The 19,103-nt window shown below is 66.8% G+C and carries 19 protein-coding genes and 2 pseudogenes; 11 read left to right on the top strand and 10 right to left on the bottom strand.

The annotated features are described in order from the left end of the window. Positions 1-8: 8 nt before the first annotated feature. Positions 9-254 carry a PRC-barrel domain-containing protein gene (locus NKF06_RS04470; protein ID WP_004976296.1) on the bottom strand — a complete coding sequence of 82 codons (246 nt, stop codon included), beginning with the start codon at positions 252-254 and terminating at the stop codon, positions 9-11. A gap of 195 nt (positions 255-449) precedes the next feature. On the opposite strand from NKF06_RS04470, the gene infB reads away from it, so the two are divergent. Beyond that, entirely contained in the window at positions 450-2,252 is a 1,803-nt protein-coding gene (gene infB / locus NKF06_RS04465) for a translation initiation factor IF-2 (protein WP_253244644.1), read from the top strand. Positions 2,253-2,369: 117 nt separating this feature from the next. After that, positions 2,370-2,693 (top strand): hypothetical protein, encoded by a 324-nt coding sequence (locus NKF06_RS04460; protein WP_253244643.1) that lies wholly within the window; start codon positions 2,370-2,372, stop codon positions 2,691-2,693. A 29-nt stretch (positions 2,694-2,722) separates the two neighbouring features. On the opposite strand, the gene NKF06_RS04455 is transcribed toward NKF06_RS04460, so the two are convergent. Continuing rightward, positions 2,723-2,884 carry a hypothetical protein gene (locus NKF06_RS04455; RefSeq protein ID WP_172795730.1) on the bottom strand — a complete coding sequence of 54 codons (162 nt, stop codon included), beginning with the start codon at positions 2,882-2,884 and terminating at the stop codon, positions 2,723-2,725. Between the two features lie 243 nt (positions 2,885-3,127). Here NKF06_RS04455 and NKF06_RS04450 point away from each other — a divergent pair, with 243 nt between their 5' ends. Beyond that, complete coding sequence (locus NKF06_RS04450; protein ID WP_253244642.1) at positions 3,128-3,706, top strand: hypothetical protein; 579 nt, start codon at positions 3,128-3,130, stop codon at positions 3,704-3,706. 280 nt (positions 3,707-3,986) lie between these two features. Here NKF06_RS04450 and NKF06_RS04445 read toward each other — a convergent pair whose 3' ends face one another. The 5 genes from NKF06_RS04445 to NKF06_RS04425 form a co-directional block, all read right to left on the bottom strand. Further along, positions 3,987-4,370, bottom strand: coding sequence for a DUF5811 family protein (locus NKF06_RS04445; protein ID WP_042661733.1), 384 nt, complete (start codon positions 4,368-4,370; stop codon positions 3,987-3,989). A 98-nt stretch (positions 4,371-4,468) separates the two neighbouring features. Continuing rightward, positions 4,469-5,314 (bottom strand): HAMP domain-containing sensor histidine kinase, encoded by an 846-nt coding sequence (locus NKF06_RS04440; RefSeq protein WP_253244668.1) that lies wholly within the window; start codon positions 5,312-5,314, stop codon positions 4,469-4,471. A 93-nt stretch (positions 5,315-5,407) separates the two neighbouring features. After that, entirely contained in the window at positions 5,408-5,881 is a 474-nt protein-coding gene (locus tag NKF06_RS04435; protein WP_058825856.1) for a pyruvoyl-dependent arginine decarboxylase, read from the bottom strand. 94 nt (positions 5,882-5,975) lie between these two features. Beyond that, positions 5,976-7,214, bottom strand: coding sequence for a proteasome-activating nucleotidase Pan2 (gene pan2, locus NKF06_RS04430; protein WP_253244641.1), 1,239 nt, complete (start codon positions 7,212-7,214; stop codon positions 5,976-5,978). Positions 7,215-7,612: 398 nt separating this feature from the next. Then, positions 7,613-8,086 carry a deoxyuridine 5'-triphosphate nucleotidohydrolase gene (locus NKF06_RS04425; RefSeq protein WP_058825857.1) on the bottom strand — a complete coding sequence of 158 codons (474 nt, stop codon included), beginning with the start codon at positions 8,084-8,086 and terminating at the stop codon, positions 7,613-7,615. 271 nt (positions 8,087-8,357) lie between these two features. Here NKF06_RS04425 and NKF06_RS04420 point away from each other — a divergent pair, with 271 nt between their 5' ends. From NKF06_RS04420 to NKF06_RS04385, 8 genes and pseudogenes are all read left to right on the top strand, one after another. Next, positions 8,358-10,325, top strand: a complete 1,968-nt coding sequence (locus NKF06_RS04420) for an aconitate hydratase (RefSeq protein WP_253244640.1) — start codon at positions 8,358-8,360, stop codon at positions 10,323-10,325. 177 nt (positions 10,326-10,502) lie between these two features. Continuing rightward, positions 10,503-10,991, top strand: a complete 489-nt coding sequence (gene rimI, locus NKF06_RS04415; RefSeq protein ID WP_004976308.1) for a ribosomal protein S18-alanine N-acetyltransferase — start codon at positions 10,503-10,505, stop codon at positions 10,989-10,991. Between the two features lie 82 nt (positions 10,992-11,073). Then, a pseudogene (locus tag NKF06_RS04410) lies at positions 11,074-14,283 on the top strand (bacterio-opsin activator domain-containing protein). A 161-nt stretch (positions 14,284-14,444) separates the two neighbouring features. Continuing rightward, positions 14,445-14,792 carry a HalOD1 output domain-containing protein gene (locus tag NKF06_RS04405; RefSeq protein ID WP_058825860.1) on the top strand — a complete coding sequence of 116 codons (348 nt, stop codon included), beginning with the start codon at positions 14,445-14,447 and terminating at the stop codon, positions 14,790-14,792. A gap of 251 nt (positions 14,793-15,043) precedes the next feature. Next, positions 15,044-15,541, top strand: coding sequence for a DUF5810 domain-containing protein (locus tag NKF06_RS04400; protein WP_253244639.1), 498 nt, complete (start codon positions 15,044-15,046; stop codon positions 15,539-15,541). A 24-nt stretch (positions 15,542-15,565) separates the two neighbouring features. Next, positions 15,566-16,078 (top strand): DUF5809 family protein, encoded by a 513-nt coding sequence (locus tag NKF06_RS04395; RefSeq protein WP_058825862.1) that lies wholly within the window; start codon positions 15,566-15,568, stop codon positions 16,076-16,078. After that, on the top strand, positions 16,075-16,638 hold the full coding sequence (locus tag NKF06_RS04390) for an NUDIX hydrolase (RefSeq protein WP_058825863.1): 564 nt from the start codon (positions 16,075-16,077) through the stop codon (positions 16,636-16,638). The genes NKF06_RS04395 and NKF06_RS04390 overlap by 4 nt, the downstream gene beginning before the upstream one ends. Next, positions 16,639-16,989, top strand: a complete 351-nt coding sequence (locus NKF06_RS04385; protein ID WP_253244638.1) for a rhodanese-like domain-containing protein — start codon at positions 16,639-16,641, stop codon at positions 16,987-16,989. 123 nt (positions 16,990-17,112) lie between these two features. Here the strand turns inward: NKF06_RS04385 and yciH are convergent, their stop codons facing one another. The 3 genes and pseudogenes from yciH to NKF06_RS04370 form a co-directional block, all read right to left on the bottom strand. Next, on the bottom strand, positions 17,113-17,406 hold the full coding sequence (gene yciH / locus NKF06_RS04380) for a stress response translation initiation inhibitor YciH (RefSeq protein ID WP_004976316.1): 294 nt from the start codon (positions 17,404-17,406) through the stop codon (positions 17,113-17,115). A gap of 66 nt (positions 17,407-17,472) precedes the next feature. Further along, positions 17,473-18,495 (bottom strand): hypothetical protein, encoded by a 1,023-nt coding sequence (locus tag NKF06_RS04375; protein ID WP_058825865.1) that lies wholly within the window; start codon positions 18,493-18,495, stop codon positions 17,473-17,475. Between the two features lie 147 nt (positions 18,496-18,642). Continuing rightward, a pseudogene (locus NKF06_RS04370) lies at positions 18,643-19,103 on the bottom strand (hypothetical protein); the annotation flags it as partial.

Genomic DNA, 19,103 nt, shown 5'->3' with positions numbered 1-19,103 from the left:
TCCTGAAACTACCGTTGGACGACGATGTAATCCTTAACCGCCTGCACGCGATTCACCGGGACTCGGAACCGACCGCGGTCGTCCTGGTCGAATGCCACGCGGCTCGGGGCGACCTGCTCGTTCGGCTGGACGAGGAGGTCGTGAAGCTCGCCCGATTTCAGATCCATCGTGATGTTGTACAGCATCCCGAGTTCCGTCCCGTCGGACCCCATGACGGCCTTTCCGGAGAGGTTCTCGGCGAGTATGTCGGCCATACACACCCCTTCCTCGCCGGTTCACATAAACGACACGGGCACGTCTGACGGACGGCCGACGAGCGAATCCGGACCCGAGCGTGGGCCGCGAGAACAGTCGACACGGCGAATCGCGGGGTCGTGCGCCCGTGACGATGGACTTAACTTGAGTCACCGACTCGATTCCGGTAAGAGCTTTCTCCGGGGCGATTCTCCATGTCCGACACTGATTCGACGTCACAATCCGATACGCTTCGCACACCCATCGTGGCCGTCCTCGGCCACGTGGACCACGGGAAGACGAGTCTTCTCGACAAGATTCGCGGCTCCGCCGTCAGCGAGGGTGAGGCCGGTGCCATCACCCAGCACATCGGCGCGACCGCGGTCCCCTTAGACACCGTCTCGCAGATGGCCGGCAGCCTGGTCAAACCCGAGGACTTCGACCTCCCGGGGCTGTTGTTCATCGACACGCCGGGCCACCACTCGTTCAGCACCCTCCGCTCTCGCGGCGGGGCGCTCGCCGACATCGCCATCCTCGTGGTCGACGTGAACGACAGCTTCCAGCCGCAGACCGAGGAGGCTATCGACATCCTCAAACGAACCGGGACGCCGTTCATCGTGGCCGCGAACAAGATAGACACGACGCCGGGCTGGAACCCCCAAGAGGGGGCCCCCATCCAGAAGACCTACGAGGAACAGTCCCAGCGCGCCCGCTCGAAACTCGACGAGAAGCTGTACGAGATTATCGGCGAACTCTCCGACCGTGGCTTTTCCTCGGACTTCTACTGGCGCGTCCAGAACTTCCAGTCCAACATCGGCGTCGTCCCCGTCTCGGCGCTCACCGGCGAGGGCATTCCGGACCTGCTGGGCGTCCTCATGGGCCTCTCCCAGCGATACATGAAAGACGAGATGGCCATCGACGTGGCCGGCCCCGGCTCCGGGACGGTCCTCGAAGTCAAGGAGGAACGCGGCTTCGGCGCGACCCTCGACGTAGTCCTCTACGACGGGACGATTCGCGCGGGCGACACCGTCGTCGTCGGCGGCGCGAACGACCCCATCGTCACCGAGGTCCGCGCGCTCCTCCAGCCCCGCCCGAACGCCGAGATTCGTACCGAAAAACGGTTCGACAAGGTCGACGAGGTCCGCGCCGCGGCCGGTGTGAAAATCGCCGCGCCCGACCTCGAAGACGCGATGGCCGGCGCGCCGGTCCGCGTCGTCGGCGACCGCGACCTCGACGAGGTCATCCGCGAGGTCGAAGCCGAACTCGCCGACATCGAAGTGACGACCGAAGAGGAGGGCGTCGTCGTCAAGGCCGACACACTCGGCAGCCTCGAAGCGATGGCGAACGCCTTACAGGAGGCCGAAGTCCCCATCCTCCGCGCCGAGGTCGGCGACATCGCCCCGCGCGACGTGGCCGTCGCCTCGACCGCCCGCGAACCCGAGCACAAGGTCATCCTCGGCTTCAACGTGGACGTGCTCTCGAACGCGGAGGCCGAACTCGAAAAGAACGACGTGAAGCTGTTCGAAGACGACGTCATCTATCAGCTCGTCGAGGAGTACGAAGAGCACGTCAACGAGATGAAGCGCGCCCAACAGGAGACGATTCTCGACAAAATCGTCCGCCCGTGTCGCTTCCGCATCCTCCAGGACCACGTCTTCCGGCAGAACAACCCCGCCGTCGTCGGCGTCGAAATCATGTCCGGGACCATCAAGAACAACATGAACGTCGTGAAGTGGGAAGACGGCGAGCCCAACCGCGTCGGTCAGCTCTCGGGTATCCAAGAGAACGGTGAGGACGTGTCGAGCGCCCGCGCGGGGTCGCGCGTCAGCGTCGCCATCGACGGCCCGACGGTCGGCCGGCAGATAGACGAGGGCGACGAACTCTGGATCGAACTCCCCGAGAAGCACGCGAAGATTCTCGAACAGGAGCTCCGCGACGACATCCCCACCGACGAACTGGAGGCGCTGTCGGGCTACCTCGAAAAGCACCGCCGCCGCGACCCCTTCTGGGGGAAGTAGGCAACTCATCTCGCCCTGGGCGTCCCGTTGACTTACTGCATCTGCGACCCGCAGGGCCCGTCCCGTCCGGCGAAATAACTAATATTCAGACGTTCCTACTCGTTTTCGAGTGGTATCATGCGCACACGAACACCCCATAGCGACAGCATCGTCTCGGAAGCGACGCGGTACGACGCCATCCTCGCGACACTTCCGCTCCCACTTGCCGCCGGAACCGTCGTCGGCACGCTCTCGCCGCTCCCCCTCTCGCTCGTCGTCGGCGCGAGCGGACTCGTCTCGGCGGCCGTCCTCGCCTACGGGTTGTTCGTTGCGACACCACGGTCGGTGACCGGTCCGGCCGGCGGGTCGGGCGCGTCCGCCGAGACCGACGCACCGCTCGACGGCGTTACGTCTCGCGTCCGCGACGACACCGGTCGAAACCGCCGTCGCGGGAGCGTCTGAGCGGAGTCACTCGCTCGCTCGTCTTGCGCTCAGGGGCGGTTCCACTCCCAGAACCAGTACGCCGCGCCGAACAGCATCAGCCCCGCGCCGAAGGCCGACGTCGCCGGTTCCGGGAAGACAAACAGCAGGAAGCCGACGATGATGAGCGTCGTCGGACCAATCTCGTCCGCGTAGTCGAAAATCGAAGCCATACCTCTCCTTCGACCGCCTCCGTGAAGTGTATTGTTCTCGTTCTGAAGTGACGAGAGAACTCGGAGATGAGACTGCACGTGAAGCGCAGCGAGAGAACGAGCGCGGCGAGTGCCAGCCGGCAGTGACGAAAGCTAAAATCGAGCGTTCAAGAAATACTTAATGTGTGGTGAATATGTCATATTGGCAATAGCCCCATGCAGAACTCAGGGACTTCATCTTCGACTCCTCAAAGAGACGAACGCATGACGTACTTCATCCTCACGATGATGTTCACGGTCGGGTTCTTTTTCTTTGGATACGGACTTGCAACAACGATAGGTCTTCTTCCAAGTGCGTGGGGAATCGTCGGTGTATTTGGGTTTGTACTGTTTCTTATTGGCACACTCTCGGTTAGCCTCGTGACTCTCGTAACAGTACAATTCTGGCGTCAAGACCAACCACACCAAATCACGAGGCGACGAGCAGTTCTTACAAGTCTTAGCGCCGCCACGATAACCTTCGGTGCCATACTTGCCTCATGGCAACTTCGGACTGGTGATTTCACCAAACTTCAGTTTCAAGAATGGATTCTCTTCGGGTCAGTGGTGTTGAGCCTCCAGTTCGTTCTGGGAACTGTAAAACCGAGACGGAAGCGGCGACTTCTCCTATTGGGTGAATTGGCTGTCGTCTTCGGCTTTGTCTTCCTGTTTGAGTTCTTTAGCACAGGTGAGACCAATCTCGTGTCGAATTCATTCGTGAGCGGGGGTGCCTCAATGGTGTTATTACTGTTCGGCGGGCCGCTGTACCTACTGGGTAGTCGTCTCAGTAGGGTCCCTCAGTGAACCGTTTCGGTGTCAAGTCCCGGGGCACTCGCCTTGCGTATCTGTCGATGAGTGTACTACCCTGAGTTTGCAGATCGCTGAACGGCTGTATTGGATTCGGCGCGAAACAAACGAGGTCGTCATGCTGAACTCACCCTCTGTCTGTGTCACGCCACACCGAACAAACGCTGAGGGTTTCAACAGAGCCAAAAAATTGGGCCGCGGTCGGGACGACGAGGGTCAGCGGAGCGCTCGCGTCAGTCGCCACTCGGACCCCGACGGCGACGTGGGGTATCCGGGGTTACCGAGCGGCGGGCGTGAGGTCGTCGCCGACGGCGCTCATCACCTGAAACGCCGCGCTGGCGGCGAGGCCGCGAGCGACCTCGTTGCGGTCCTCGTCGGTGAGGCCGGCGTCGAGGTCGTCGGCGTCCGGCGAGAAGCCGGCGCTGACGGGGTGGCCGACCGGCGGGTGGACAGCCACGGTCGCCAGCGGTCCGTTCGCCCCGGTCGAGAGCTCCGAGCCGACGGCGAACCCCTCGGGGAGGTACGACTCCGTCCGCGAGACGATGCCGGCGACGGCCCGCCGGAGTGCGTCCATCTGCTCGACGGTCAGTTCTCGGTTGGCCGACGGCTGGCCGGCCCCAGCCACGCCGGGAGCGCCCGCATATGGGTTGTTCCCGTTCATCAGTCGTCTGCGATACGGGTAGGACGTGTAAAAAGCCGTCGTCGGCGGTGATGTGGTGAGCGAATCGAAAACCGGCTGGCCGCGCGGCGACGCCGCCGTCAGGCCGGTCGCGGGAGTGACACGGTGACCACGGTCCCGTGGGCCTTCGGCTTCGAGATGTCGAGCGACCCGCCGGAGGCGTCGACGATGGCGCGGACGAGCCAGAGACCGACGCCGCTGGTGTGCGAAAGCGGCGTCTCAGCCCCGGAAAGGAGGGCGTCGCGCTCGGCATCGGGAATACCGGGGCCGTTGTCGGTGACGGTAACCCCGACGACTTCGCCGAGTTGCCAGACGCCGACGTGCACCTCCGGTTCGTCGCAGTCGGCGTGGACGACGGCGTTGTCGAGTAACTCCGCGAGACTCCGCGGGAGCGCCGGGTGCGCCCGCACGACGAGCGCCTCCGGCGAGGCGACCGAGACCTGCACCGCCGGGTACTCCATTTCGAGGTCCTCGACGGCGTCGGCGACCGCACAGGAGAGGTCGACGTCGACCTCGTTCCCCTCAGCGAGTTCGACGGTGCGGAGGAGCGCGACCTCGTCGCTCACTTCGACCAGCCGGTTCGCGCGCTCCTGAATCGCCTCGACCGGATCGATGTTCGAACTCGCGTCGCCTTTCGACTCGACGAGTTCGGCGTAGCCGAGGATGGCGGTGCAGGCGTTTCTGATGTCGTGTCTGAGGATTCGATGGAGGACGCTCGTGTGTGCGAGCGTCGATTCCAGTTGCTCGGAGGTCCGGTTCAGTTTGGACTGACTCCGGTTGACGAGGGCGTACACCAACAGCGCCGACAGGCCGACGAACAGCCATCCCTTCGCCGTCTGGATGAGTTCGTGGTTCGGGAGTCCCACTACGAGACTGTCGCTCGTCGCGACCCAAAGGAAGCCGAAGGCGGCGTAGATAAGCGCCACTCGCCCGGAAGACAGGTCGAACGGCGCGTCACCACTCATGCCGGAGAGATTCTCACAAAAGCTGATGAGTCCGTCGGTCAGCACATGGGCGGTTTAGAAGACGGATTCGCTCTGTCCGTAGGCCGCGACCGTGATGGCGGTAGTGTAGCCGTCGCCCTCGTGGGTCCCGGTCGTGAGCGCGACGTCCTCGTCGTCAAACGACCACTCGCGGAGGTTCCGGCCCGCTTCGAGTCCGTCGAGGACGGCCGCGCGAACGCTCGCTTCGTCGGTTCCGGACGCCTCGTAGAACAGACCGGGTCCGGAGCCGGTCGCCCAACCGAGGCCGGCGACGACCGTCTCGCCGGGCGTCGAGGTGGTCTCGCGGGCCTGCACCACGGTCAGTCGGTTGCCCGCCGGGCCGAGGTCGGGGGCCACGTCGACCGCCTCGACGGTCGCGTCGGCGGGGACGACCGAGGAGACAGTGACGAGGTTGTAGTTGTGGACGTTGGCGGCGGCGAGGGCGGCGTCGTACGACGCCATCTCGGTGGGGGCGGTGCCGACCCCGCGGACGACGCGAATCGTGTTCATGTCCGAACTCTCGCGGCGGCGGAAAAGGGGGTTACGAATAGTGGCGCTCGAAAGCCGAGGCGACCGACCGTCGTCGGTAACGGGTGTCGGTGACTCAGTACTGGTAGTCCGTGAAGCCCGAGATGGGGCCGGTGCCGGACTCCTCGACGTTCGAGAGCTTCTCGTGGGCGGCGTCGAAGTCCGCGCCCGTCACCTCGGTCCGGCCGTCGCGGATGGCGAACATCCCGGCCTCGGTCGTGAGCGACGCGATGTCCGCGCCGGAGTAGTCGTCGAGTTCCTCGGCGAGCGCGTCGAGGTCCACGTCGTCGGCGACGTTCATGTCGCGGGTGTGGATGTCGAGGATGCGGCGGCGGCCCTCGACGGCGGGCTTGGGCACCTCGATGAGGCGGTCGAACCGCCCCGGGCGGAGGATGGCCTCGTCGAGCATGTCGAAGCGGTTGGTCGCCGCGATGATGCGGATGTTGCCGCGCTCGTCGAAGCCGTCCATCTCGGCGAGCAGCTGCATCATCGTGCGCTGGACCTCGGCGTCGCCGGAGGTCTTCGAGTCCGTGCGCTTCGAGGCGACGGCGTCGATTTCGTCGATGAAGATGACAACGGGCTCGCGCTCGGCGGCGAGCTTGAACAGGTCGCGGACGAGCCGCGCGCCCTCGCCGATGAACTTCTGGACGAGTTCGGAGCCGGCCATCTTGATGAACGAGGCGTTGGTCTCGTTGGCGACGGCCTTCGCGAGCATCGTCTTACCGGTCCCTGGCGGGCCGTACAGGAGCACGCCCGCGGGCGGGTCGATGCCGACTTCCTCGAACATCTCGGGGTTCTCGAGGGGCTGTTCGACGGCCTCGCGGACCTCGCGGACCTGCTCGTCGATGCCGCCGATGTCGTCGTAGGTGACCGTCGGCGACTCGACGACCTCCATCGCCTGCGCCCGCGCGTCCGTCTCGTCGTCGAGAATAGTCTGGACGGCGAACGAGTCGTTGATGGCGACGCGGTCGCCGGGTTCGATGTCGTCGATGTTCAGGCTCGGTGCGAACTCAGTCAGGACCTCCTGGTTGTTGCCGTGCTGCTTGATGATGACGCCGTCGTCGGTCAACTCCTCGACCGTGGCGATGTAGTACGAGGCCGTCTTCAGGGCCTCGTTTCGCGCCTTCATCTGGTCGACCTCGTCGACCAGTTCGGCGTGACGGTCGTCGGCGTTCTGGAGCCGCTGGTCGAGTTCGCGGTTGACGTCGACCATGCGTTCGAAGTGCTGGCGGAGTGCAGAGAGGCGCTCTGCATCCGACATCTCGGGGTCCAGATCGAGATGAGGACGTTCCGGGAGAGATGGACTCCGTGACATCAGTGATTGGCCACACTTAGGCATGCGCGTAAATGTGCCTTTGGGTCAGAGAACACGAGTGCGCCGCTCGAAGCGGTTTTAGGTGACAGCGACTCCGTGGCGGTTCGTCTTCCGGGCGAATCGGCGGCCCGCGGGCGGTGTCTACGACTCGCGCGAAGCGGACGGGCCCAGCAAGAGCACTCGCGTATCAAGAAGATATGGAAGGAGGAAGTTGCGGAGGTTCGGTGTGTACAGGTCGCCCCTCGTTTCGGCCCGACATGCCCTCCGCGAGAACAAATACGACGCCCACCGACTTGAAAGGAATTCGTCATCGCCGAGAACGTCCCGTAACTCGGGATGTCGGTATCCATCCGGTACTATCCGCCGGGCGATGCCTGGAAGCCATCGACCGAAAGCCGTCACCGAGTCCGCTCGCCCTGATAGCTCCCGTCGTAGGTCTCGTCGTGGTTCGCGTCCGCGAGGACGATTTGGGCGACGCGCGCGCCGCGTTCGAGTTCGACCGGGTGGTGGACCTGCAGGAGTCCCTCGCCTTTCCCCTCGTAGCCGGCGTCCCAGACGGCCGTGTTCAGCATACAGGAGTTCCGCATGAGCGACGACCGCGGGTAGATGAAGCCGACGTGGTCCTCGGGGATGTGGACCGTCTCGGCGTACTGGAGGACGTACCCGCCGGGGTCGAGTCGGTACGTCTCGGTGTCCGGGTCGGCGAACTCGAGGGCGCGACGCTCGCCGACGGTCTTGCCCTCGCGGCCGAGGCGACCCGGTTCGACCTGTTCGAGGACCGCTTCGAGCGTCAGGTCGACGCCGTTGGGTTGGACCTGTTCGGCCGTGACCGGCGAGATGTGCTGTGCGACGAACGAGCCAGCGCGGTGCATATCCGAACCCTGTTTAGCGGGCGCAAAACTGTGCCGGACCGCGCCCGTCGTCTCCCCGATAGTCGCCCCGCGTTTGGGGTCGTGAGAGGAGTCCAAACTGCCCCCTGCTTGGGGCGGTGACGCCCCCCGCGGTGACAAGTCACATGGGAGAACCAACAAGGAGTTTAATGGCCCTTAGACGCTAGAAACCCCGAGACGGCGCTATCTTTCACGTTCGAAGATAGGGAAGTACGCGGGATTTATATCCGAGGACCATCGAGGTTCGGGTGTTATGGGACAGACGCTCACGGAAAAGATTCTCTCGGACCACCTCGTCGAGGGTGACCTCACCCCCGGAGAGGAGATCGGAATCGAAATCGACCAAGTCCTGATGCAGGACACGACTGGGACGATGGTTTGGCTCCAGTTCGAGGCGCTCGACCTCGACGAGGCGCAGACCGAACTCGCCGCCCAGTACTGCGACCACCAGACCTACCAGTTCGACTTCAAGAACACGGACGACCACCGCTTCCTCCGTTCCGCGGCCGGGACATATGGTGCCCACTTCTCCCGCCCCGGTAACGGTATCTGCCACAACGTCCACAAGGAGAACTTCGCCGCACCCGGCAAGACGCTCCTCGGCTCGGACTCCCACACGCCGACCCCCGGCGGCCTCGGCCAGCTCGCCATCGGTGCCGGTGGCCTCGACATCGCTGTCGCCATGGGCGGCGGCGCGTACTACGTCGAGATGCCGGAGGTCGTGAACGTTCGCCTCGAAGGCGAACTCCCCGAGTGGTCCTCCGCGAAGGACGTCATCCTCGAGATGCTCCGCCGCGAGACCGTCAAGGGCGGCGTCGGCAAGGTGTTCGAGTACACCGGACCCGGTGCCGAGTCGCTCAGCGTGCCCGAGCGAACCACCATCACCAACATGGGGACCGAACTCGGTGCCACCTCGTCGCTCTTCGAGACCGACGAGAAGACCAAGGACTACCTCGAGCGCCAGGGTCGCGGCGACGAGTACGTCGAGCTGACGGCCGACGAGGACGCCGAATACGCCGACGAAATCGTCATCGACCTCAGCGACCTCGAACCGCTCATCGCCTGCCCGTCGATGCCGGACAAGGTCGTTCCCGTCCGCGAAGTCGCCGGCGAGAAGGTCGAACAGGTCCTCGTCGGTTCCTGTACGAACGGCGGCTACGAGGACATCCTCCCGGCCGCGAAGATGTTCGAGGGTCGCGAAGTCGCAAAGCACCTCGAGATGATCGTCGCGCCCGGTTCGAAGCAGGCCGGCGAGATTCTCGCTCGGCAGGGCTGGACGGCAGAGATGATGGCCGCTGGTGTCAACGTCTCCGAGGCGACCTGTGGTCCGTGTATCGGTATCGGCCACGTGCCCGCCTCCGACTCCATCTCGCTGCGCACCTTCAACCGCAACTTCGAGGGTCGCTCCGGTATCGAGGACGACAACGTCTACCTCTGTTCGCCGCAGGTCGCCGCCGCCGCGGCGCTCAAGGGCGAAATTATCGACCCGCGTGACCTCGCCGACGAACTCGGTGACCTCGACGCCCCCGGCGTCGAACTCCCCGAGAAGTACGACGGCTCGAAGACGGACCTCATCTACGCCGAAGACGCCATCGACGACGAGCTCATCAAGGGCCCGAACATCGGCGAGGTCCCGCTGCAGGACCCCCTCGGCTCCAACATCTCGGGTGAGACCCTCCTGAAGATGGAGGACAACATCACGACCGACCACATCATCCCGGCGACGTCCGACATCCTCAAGTTCCGCTCGAACATCGAGCGCCTCTCGGACTTCACGCTCTCGCGCGTCGACGAGACGTTCGCCCAGCGCGCCAAGGACGCCGGCACCGGCGTCCTCGTCGCGGGCGAGAACTACGGACAGGGTTCCTCCCGCGAACACGCCGCGATGTGTCCGATGTACCTCGGCATCGAGGCGGTCCTCGCGCAGTCGTTCGCTCGCATCCACAAGGCGAACCTGTTCAACTTCGGTATCGTCCCCCTCGCCATCGACGAGGAAACGTACGAGAAGATCGAGCAGGGCGACGACGTCGAAATCGTCGACGACGTTGCCGAAGCCGTCGAATCCGGCCAGGAAGAGTTCACCATCCGCGTGAACGACGACTGGGAAGCGACGGCGAACCTGCACGCCTCCGAGCGCGAGCGTCGTATCCTCACCGCCGGCGGCAAGCTCCCCCTCACGAAGCAGCAGGCCGAGGGCGGCGCTGCCCCCGCGGACGACTGAACGCGACCAACACACCTTCTCACTTTTTCGCCCAGCGAGCGACGGCCATCGCGTGGCCTGAGGTAGTGCACCGCCCGCTCCCGTGCGCGTCTGTCCTAGCGTCGCTTCCGCGTCCGTCCGACGACCGTCCGCGCCCGTGCCGTCGGGCTTTTGCGTGCCAACCACGTAGCGCCGGGCGTGACGGCGTTCGACGACGCGCTCGCCGGCGACTTGGTCGTCAGGCGGGTCGACCGGGCGGACCTCCTCGACGTGCTCCGCATCGAGCGGACGTGTTTCTCCGAGCCGTGGCCGTACTCCGCGTTCGAGATGTTCGTTGACGAGCCGGCGTTTCTCGTCGCCGCCCGCGGGGACGAGGTGCTCGGCTACGTCGTCGCCGACGTGATGCCGAACCACGGCAACGACATCGGCCACGTGAAGGACCTCGCGGTCCGTCCGGAGGCCCGCGGGAACGGCCTCGGCCGGCGGCTGCTCGTCCAGTCGCTGACGGCGATGGCCATCGCGGGCGCCACGGTCGTGAAGCTCGAAGTCCGCGTCTCGAACGAGCCGGCTATCGGCCTCTACCGAAGCCTCGGCTTCGAACCCGCTCGCCGGGTGCCGGGCTACTACGGCGACGGCGAGGACGCGTACATCATGGTCCTCGACGTGGCGGAGTGGCAGCGCGCCTGACAGGACCGCTCGCGGCCGAAGGAGCGCTTATCACGACGAGCCACGTACACGAGTTGTGTTACCGTCCCCCACCGTGCTCTGTGTGAGTGACGACGGCGAGTTCGCGGCGTCTCTCGACTCGTCGCTGTCGTCGCTCAGGAGCGACGACCGTCCGGCACGTCCGCACCCCCGCCGCGGCGCGCGCGGAACTCGTTTCCGCCTCGGCGGCCATCTCTTGTATCGTCCTGGCCGCCCCCACGGCGGCCGGCGACGAGGGGGCGTTCGTCCGCGACATCTACGCCCAGGGTATCGACGTCCCGATCGTCGTCGCGGCCGCCGACCAGGAGACCGCGACCCGTGCGGTCGAAGCCGGTGCGACGGACTACGTCGTCCGCGACGACGACCCCGAGACGATGTGGTGGCTCGCCTTCCGCGTCGAGCGGGCGCTCGGCGAATGCACCCTCGCGCGGAGCCACCGGGACCGAATCGAACAGCAGCGCGTCGTCTCCGAAATCGGAACGCGGGCGCTGACCGCCGTCGACCTCGACTCGACGCTCGACCAGGCCGCGAGCGCGTCCGCGACGTGCTCGACGCCAGTTCGGTCACGGTTTTCGAGGGCCTCGACGACGGCGCGTTCCGCGTCGCCGCCGCCGCGGGCTGGTCGGCGAATCGTGGCCACGGACTCGCCGCGGCCGGGGGAACGCAGGCAGTCGAGACGTACCAATCCGGTCGTTCGACGCTCGTCGAGGACTTCGACGACGACGAGCGCTTCGAGCACGTGAGCGGCGCGGGGCCGTCGGAACCGAAAAGCGGAATGAGCGCGGCCATCGGCGGCGACGACACCCGGTGGGGAGTCATCGCCGTCCACGGCGTCGCCCGCGGGCAGTTCACCGACGACGACGTGCTCTTCTTGGAGAACATCGCTGCCGTCGTCGGCGCGGCGACCGAGCGGCACGAACTGAAAAGCGCCCTCTCGGAGGTCTTAGGGCGGATGGACGAGGCGGTGATGGGATTCGACGCGGACTGGCGCGTCACCTACGTCAACTCGACGGCCGAACACGGCCTCGGGATGTCGGCCGCGGCGGTGTTGGGGACGCGCATCTGGGACTCGGTGCCCGAGGCGACCGTCTTTCGCGAGGAGTTCGAGCGCGCGATGGAGCGACAGGAGCCGACGACTTTCGAACAGTACTACGACCGCCTCGAAACGTGGTACGCGGTTCGGGCGTACCCCTCCGAGACGGGGCTCTCGGTCTACTTCACCGACATCACGGAGCAGTTGGAACACGAGGTCGAAGCCGAGCAGTACGGGCGGATGCTGGCGACCGTCGCCGACGCGGTGTACGCGCTGGACGACGAGGGGCGGTTCGCGGCGGTCAACCCCGCGTTCGAGCGACTCACCGGACTCGACCGCGACCGCGTCATCGGGTCGTCCACGGCGTTGCTCACCGAGAACGCGAGTGCGACCGACGGCAGCGACGAGGCGTTCGCGTCGACCTCGCAGGGAATCGTGGAATTGGACCTGCGGACGCCCGACGAAGGGGTCGTCAGAGTCGAGGACCACCGGACGCCACTGGTCGTCGGCGGGGAGGAGGTCGGTTCGGTCGGCGTCCTCCGCGACGTGACGAAGCGACACCGCTACGAGCGCCTGCTCGCGACGCTCCACGACCGGACCCGAGAGATGATGGGCGCGACCGACCGACAGGCGGTCCTCCGGGCCGCCGTCGACGCCTGCGACGAGGTGCTCGGCGACGCCCGGACGGAGCTTTTCGTCTTCGACGAGGCGGACACGAGCCTCGTCCGCGTCGGCGCGGCCGGAACCGGCCTCGGCGACAAACCGGTCGGTGGCGGCCTGGACCGCGGCGGAGTCTGGGACGCGTTCGTCTCCGGCGAGGTCCGCGTGGTCGAACTCGCGCCCGACGGGGGCGTCGTCGACGGCGTCGAGCGCGTCATCGCCGCGCCGCTCGGTCGCCACGGCGTTCTCGTCACCGGCCACCCCGGCACCGTCGCGCCCAACGAGGTCGACGTGGAGCTCGTGAACCTGCTTTCTGCGACGGTCGAGGAGCTGCTCGACCGAATCGACGCCGAGGCGGAGCTACGCGAGCGCGACCGCCGGCTCGAGGCCCAGAACGAGGCGCTCACCCGACTCGACCGAATCAACGCGACCATCCGGAACATCAACCAGTCGCTCATCCGCGCGCCGACCCGTGGCGAGGCGCTCTCGGCCGTCGCCGAGCACCTCGTCGACGCCGACGACTACGCCATTGTCTGGCACGCAGAGGCCAGGGACGTGGACGAGACGTACCGGCCGACGAGCGACGCGGTTCACGGTGCTGACACCGCCTACGCCGACCGGCTCGGAGAGGTGGCGTCCGCGGAGCCGCTGTTTCCCCTGCTCAAAGCCGCCGTGGAGACCCAGGAGATACAGGTGATAGCGGACGTGCTCGATGACCCCGCGTGGGCCGACCACCGCGGCGACGCCCTCAGCTACGGGTTCCGCGCTATCGCGGCCATCCCCGCGGTCGCCGACGACCGAGTGGAGGCGCTGTTCGTCATCCACGCAACCGACCCGGACGCCTTCGCCGACGACGACGGCCTGCTCACCGACCTGGGCGAGACGGTCGGCTACGCCCTCGCGGCCACCGGGCGCGCCGACGCCATGCTGACCGAACGCCGGACGGACGTGCAGGTACAGCTCGGCGGCGACCGGCTGTCGCTGTCGCGGCTCGCCCGGCGCGTCGGCCGCGCGGTGAGCCTCGGCGGCGTCATCCCGAACTCCGACGGCTCCGTCATCGCGTTCGTTACCAGCGACGCGGAACCCGAGGAAGTCGTCGCCGCCGGACGGGACATCGCGACGCGCGTGCGCCACGTCTCGACCGACGACTCGGGATCACTGTTCGAACTCCGCCTCCCGCGGGAGTCGCTGTTCGAGACGCTGTACGCCTCGGAGGCGACCCTGCGCGCGCTCGACGCGACGCCGACCCAGACCACGCTCACCGCCGAGGTGCCGGAGCGAATCCGGGTCCGGTCGTTCGTCGACGCGCTCGACTCGAACTACCCGGGGACGAGTCTGCTGTCGCGGCGGACCGCGGACGACGGCACCGAGTCGCCGCAGACGTTCGCCGCCGAGATGCGCGAGGCGTGGACGAGTCGGCAGTACGAGTCGATTCGGGCGGCCCACCTCGCCGGATTCTACGAGTGGCCGCGCCGCAGCACCGCCGAGACGCTCGCCGAGACGTTCGACATCAGCGCGCCGACTTACCAGTACCACCTGCGCGCGGCCGAGCGAAAACTGGTCGGGCGCGTCTTCAAATGACAACGTACCACATGAGAACCAGCGATACCAGCTGATTTTCAGTTACGGTTCTAGGTACCTAGAGGTGGCGCGCGCGCCACCACTAGTTGGATAGCAGCGACCGATATATCCACGAGCGTCGTCGGCACGGGTGTCGGCGAGGCGCCGACGCGAACCGAACCATGGACGAAACTCGCGTGTTACCGGGCAACGATGTGGGATGGAACACGGGGTCGACCGACGAGGTCGTCGCCCGACACGATTGGAGCGGACGAGACACCCTCGCGGTGACCGTCGTCACCGCGACCGCTCAACTGACAGACGTGGACGCTGTCGACCTCCCGCCGCTGTCCGAGACTATCGACCCCGACGCGCTCTGCCAACTGTTCGCTCCGCTGGCGCGGGCACCGGCGACGGACGGCGGCACCCGCGGGTCGGTCGTCCCCTCGCGCGGTCGAATCGGGTTCCGGTACGCTGCCTGCGACGTGACCGTCTGGGCCGACGGAACGGTCATCGTCAAGTCCGCCTGACGCATCGACACACGAACGAATCGGTATCACCACCACCCACCACCACACGACGCGGCACCTCGTTCGGTGCCGCGAGAGCCGCCTGTCGCCCGCGACCCACCCACCACCGCGCGGGCGACGCGGCCACATTTCCTTTGACGACCGACGACGCCGACGCGGTGCGATACGACAGGACACAACGCGCCGCAACGCGACACAGGGCGACGCGAGAGTGCGACGGGTTTTGGTACACAGAGCCGCTACCGGAGGCCATGGGATACGCCTGTCCGGTCTGCGACGCGCCGCAGCGCGACGAGACGCACCTCGCAAACCACCTCGCGTTGCAGGCCATCGTCCACGGCGACGACCACGAGACGTGGCTGGACGAACACGCCCCTGAGTGGGCCGACCTGAACGCCGACTCGCTCGGCCCGCTCGTCTCCGACCTCGCCGAGGAACGGGAGTTCGACGAGGTGTTCGAGGATACGGTCGACCGCACGGGAGACCGGGGGCACGGCCACGGCCACGACCACGACCACGACCACGACATCCCCGACCGACAGCCGCAACAGTTCGGCGGTTCCGGCGGGTCACAGTCGCTGTCTGGCGACGCGGCGCGCATCTTCGAGGAGGCGCAGTCGCTCACCCGCGAGATGTACGAGGAGGGTGAAGACGGCGACGACGCGAGGGGCGACGACCCCGGCGACGCCGACGATGACAGTGCCAACGACGCCGACGGTTCCGACGACGCGGACAGGAAAGAGTCGTAAGTCCGGGCCCCGAACCGACTGGCGATGGAAACCCACGGGACGATTGCTCCGGCGTCGCTCGACGAGGCCGAGGCCGCCTTCGACCGCGTTGGACCGACCGCACAGGTGGTCGTCCGCGAGACGGCCAAGGCGATGGACTTCGACCGCGAGGAGTACCGAGCGCGCGTGACCGGCGACGTAATCGAGACCGTTCGCAACGCGCTGTTCGCCGAGTCGCTTTCGGTCACGGTCGGCACGCGCGGCGAGTTCGACGACTGGCGCGCGGCCCACGAGGGCTACGAGGTCGTCGAACTCGGCAACCCCGACGTGGACCGCGTCGCGTGGCACGCGGTTCCCTTCGCCGAGACGGTGCTGGCGACGACGTTCCAAAACGAGCGGGACGCCGCCGTCAGTACGCTCCGACGCAACGCCTTCGGCCGCGTCTACCGCGACGCGCTCCTCGGAGAGGAAGCCGAGAGCGACGGCGACGCCGCCGCGGGCGCGGCCGGCGATGACGCCGCCGGAACCGACGACGGCGCGACCGGAGCGGACCGATGACCGACGACGGCCGCCGTCACGAGCGCCTACCCGACCCCGAGTGGCGCGTGCTGGAATCCGAACTCGAGTACGACACCGGCTGGTTCACCGGCGGCTACGACCTCGTCGAACAGCCCAACGGGACCACGAAGCGCTACTACTGGGCCGAACTGGCGACCGCGGTCGTCGTCGTCGCCGTCGCGGACGACCACGTCGTCTTCGTCGAGCAGTACCGGCCCAACATCCGCCAGACCCAGCTCGAACTCCCCGCGGGCGTCGTCGAGAAGGGCGAGTCGTTCACCGACGCCGGACTGCGCGAACTCCGCGAGGAGACCGGCTTCGCCGCCGACTCCGCGTCGGTCATCGGCGACGTGTGGTGTTCGACGGGCGTCCTCCGGCACCGCCGCGGCTTCGTCTTCGCCGAGGGGCTCACGCCGGTCGAACGCGACCTCGACGACAACGAGTTCCTCTCGGTCCGCGCCGTGCCGGTCGAGGAGGCCATCGAGCGGGCGACCGAACCGCCGACGAACGACGCGACCGTCGAGGGCGTCCTCCTCGCCCGCGACGAGGGTCTGCTGTAGATGGTCGACGAGATCTCCCCCGCGGCGGTCGAAGAACTCCTCGCCGGCGAGGACCCGCCGCTCGTCGTGGACGTGAGCACCGAGGCCGAGTTCGCGCTCGGGCACGTGCCGGGGAGCATCAACGTCCCGCTTTCTGACCTCGTCTCGCACCTCGACCGCGTCGCGGGCGCAGAGCGCATCGTCACCGTCTGCCCACGGGGCGAGGCGAGCGTGCAGGCCGTCCGCCTGCTGTCAGCCTACGAGGGGACCGAAGACGCCCGTATCGAGAGCATGGCCGGCGGACTCGACGCGTGGGACGGCCCGCTCGAAGAGGGCATCGACGAGAGCGAACGCGACGACGGACGCCGCTGACGGCGGCGGCGCTGACGCCTGACGCGGCCGCGGACACGAGCGGTCGGGCGACTGGCGGACTAACAGCTCGTGTGCGCTGAGTTGCTTCGAAAAATCTCGACGGCGGGCTAACTCAGAGGTCGGTCACGCGACGTTGAACCCCTTTTCGCGGAGGAAGTCCTCCACGCGGCCGCGGTGGTTGCCTTGGAGTTCGATGGAATCGTCTTCCACGGTTCCACCGCAAGCGAATTTCGACTTCAGGTCCGACGACAGGCTGTCCATGTCGACGTCCTTCGGGTCGAATCCCTCGATGACTGTAACCTCTTTTCCGTAGCGGCGCTCGTCGATGCGGATGACTATCTCCTGAGACTCTTTCGCCACGTCCTCGCAGACGCAGAGCTCTTCAGGGAGCCCGCACGTCGAGCAGACTTCCGACATTACAGTGTGGACCTACAGGATGGGGATATTAAACAGTATCGGGAGGCGGGGTCGCCGTCCCCGGCTTCAAGCGCCCGAGTCGTCCGTGGACGACGTTTCCGATTCGTCGTCCGTCGTCGCGTCGTCGGTCGTGGTCGTGCCGTCGTCGTCGGACTGCACGTCGTCGGTGGTCACCGCGGGGGCGCTCCCGTCGGCGTCCTTCGCCCGCTTGTCGTTGCCGGGCGGCGTCTCCGGGGCGTTGCCGCGGTCACTGTCGCCGGACGAACCCTCGGAGGCGTCGTCAGTCGTGCCGGTCTCGTTGGTCGCGTTTCCGATGTCCTCCCGAACGTCATCGGCGCGGCCGCTCGCCTCAGAACGCGAGTTTCCCGGGGCATCGCTCCGTCCCGCTTCGTCCGGCCGCCCGTTGCGGTCGGTTTCCGACTCGTTTTCGGCGCGGTCGCGGCCGATTCCCTTGCCGGGATTCCCCGCGATTTCGCGGGCGATTTCGGCGACTTCGGGGCCGGTGAGTTCGCTCGCGTTCGTGCGGAGCCTGTCGAGTTCGGCCGTGTCGACGCCGCGCGCCGAGAGGTCCTGGGCAGGGACCGTCGAGGCGGCGTCAGCCGTCTGGTTCAGCATGCTCCGGGTGCGCTCGATGTCGGCGACTGTTTGCGTCAATCGCGCGCGGTACTGACCCTCCGAGAGGGTGCCGTTTGCGCGCTGGGCTTCGAGGCGGTCCCTGCGCTGTTCGAGTTCGGTGAGGCGCTCGCGTACCGTCTCGACCTGCGTGGAAACGACCGCGGCCTTCGAGGCGTTCGAGTTCGCGTTCGCGAAGCGCGCTTCGAAGGTACGGCGTTCGAGTTCCCCGTCGGTCTCGGAGCCCTGCACGCCGATGACGGCGGACAGGCGCTGACCGGGGAGCGTCTCCGACGACGCGGCGCTGTCGTTGGTCGCGCTGTCGTTCGCAGTCGTCTGTGCGACGGGAGCGGCGGCCGAGCCATCGGTGGCCGTGATTCCTATCGGTCCGGCCGGGGCGGCGAGAGCGAGCGGTGCGCCAACCGTCGCCAGCACCACGGCGGCGACGACGGCGAGCGCAGCGGTTCGTCGACTCATCACTCTCGTTTTGGAACCCCGTTCCGATATAAACGTGCGGTCGTGCCCGCGAATCAACCCCAGTCAACGGCAGTTTGAACGTCGCGGTCAGGTCGTCGCCGCCCCCCGATTAGGGACCGACCACCGACCGAAACGGTCGTAAGAAATTTATACCTCTTCTGAGTCGCCGTCGTCGCCATCCTCGTCGTCTTCTGGGAGCCGGAGGACGTTCTCGCGGCCGAGTCGGAAGCCCTCGATGGTCCCCTCGTCGCGCATCCCGCGGACGACCTTGCTCGTCTTGGCGTCGGTCCAGTCGAGCGCGCCGGCGACCTCCTGTTGCTTGATGCGGCCGCCCCGGGACTCGATGAGCCGGAGGACGCGCTCTTCGTTGCTGAGGAGTTCCGGCGGCGGACTCGGCTCGCCGTCGTCGTCGCCCGCGGCGGAGTCGTCGTCGGCTTCGTCTGCACCGGCTCCGGCGCTCGCCGCTGCGGTCGCTGCGTCGTCGGCCGCCTCCGAACCGCCTTCGTCCGCGCTCGCGGTGGTCGAGTCGGCGGACGCGCCGGCGTCCGTACTGCCAGCCGCGCCGGCCACGTTTGCGCCGCCGCTGTCGCCGTCGCCGCCGCCGAGCG

The organism is Haloferax sp. AB510 (genome assembly GCF_024136985.1).
Taxonomy (GTDB): domain Archaea; phylum Halobacteriota; class Halobacteria; order Halobacteriales; family Haloferacaceae; genus Haloferax.
This window is presented reverse-complemented; position numbering and strand designations above follow the sequence as displayed.

Excerpts from the sequence above, each read along its gene's own strand:
- NKF06_RS04375 (WP_058825865.1), bottom strand. The coding sequence starts at position 18,495 with ATGAGTCGACGAACCGCTGCGCTCGCCGTCGTCGCCGCCGTGGTGCTG.
- NKF06_RS04395 (WP_058825862.1), top strand. The coding sequence starts at position 15,566 with ATGGAAACCCACGGGACGATTGCTCCGGCGTCGCTCGACGAGGCCGAG.
- yciH (WP_004976316.1), bottom strand. The coding sequence starts at position 17,406 with ATGTCGGAAGTCTGCTCGACGTGCGGGCTCCCTGAAGAGCTCTGCGTC.
- NKF06_RS04420 (WP_253244640.1), top strand. The coding sequence starts at position 8,358 with ATGGGACAGACGCTCACGGAAAAGATTCTCTCGGACCACCTCGTCGAG.
- NKF06_RS04470 (WP_004976296.1), bottom strand. The coding sequence starts at position 254 with ATGGCCGACATACTCGCCGAGAACCTCTCCGGAAAGGCCGTCATGGGG.
- NKF06_RS04455 (WP_172795730.1), bottom strand. The coding sequence starts at position 2,884 with ATGGCTTCGATTTTCGACTACGCGGACGAGATTGGTCCGACGACGCTC.
- NKF06_RS04450 (WP_253244642.1), top strand. The coding sequence starts at position 3,128 with ATGACGTACTTCATCCTCACGATGATGTTCACGGTCGGGTTCTTTTTC.
- NKF06_RS04400 (WP_253244639.1), top strand. The coding sequence starts at position 15,044 with ATGGGATACGCCTGTCCGGTCTGCGACGCGCCGCAGCGCGACGAGACG.
- NKF06_RS04445 (WP_042661733.1), bottom strand. The coding sequence starts at position 4,370 with ATGAACGGGAACAACCCATATGCGGGCGCTCCCGGCGTGGCTGGGGCC.
- NKF06_RS04425 (WP_058825857.1), bottom strand. The coding sequence starts at position 8,086 with ATGCACCGCGCTGGCTCGTTCGTCGCACAGCACATCTCGCCGGTCACG.
- pan2 (WP_253244641.1), bottom strand. The coding sequence starts at position 7,214 with ATGTCACGGAGTCCATCTCTCCCGGAACGTCCTCATCTCGATCTGGAC.
- NKF06_RS04435 (WP_058825856.1), bottom strand. The coding sequence starts at position 5,881 with ATGAACACGATTCGCGTCGTCCGCGGGGTCGGCACCGCCCCCACCGAG.
- infB (WP_253244644.1), top strand. The coding sequence starts at position 450 with ATGTCCGACACTGATTCGACGTCACAATCCGATACGCTTCGCACACCC.
- NKF06_RS04405 (WP_058825860.1), top strand. The coding sequence starts at position 14,445 with ATGGACGAAACTCGCGTGTTACCGGGCAACGATGTGGGATGGAACACG.
- NKF06_RS04460 (WP_253244643.1), top strand. The coding sequence starts at position 2,370 with ATGCGCACACGAACACCCCATAGCGACAGCATCGTCTCGGAAGCGACG.
- NKF06_RS04390 (WP_058825863.1), top strand. The coding sequence starts at position 16,075 with ATGACCGACGACGGCCGCCGTCACGAGCGCCTACCCGACCCCGAGTGG.
- NKF06_RS04385 (WP_253244638.1), top strand. The coding sequence starts at position 16,639 with ATGGTCGACGAGATCTCCCCCGCGGCGGTCGAAGAACTCCTCGCCGGC.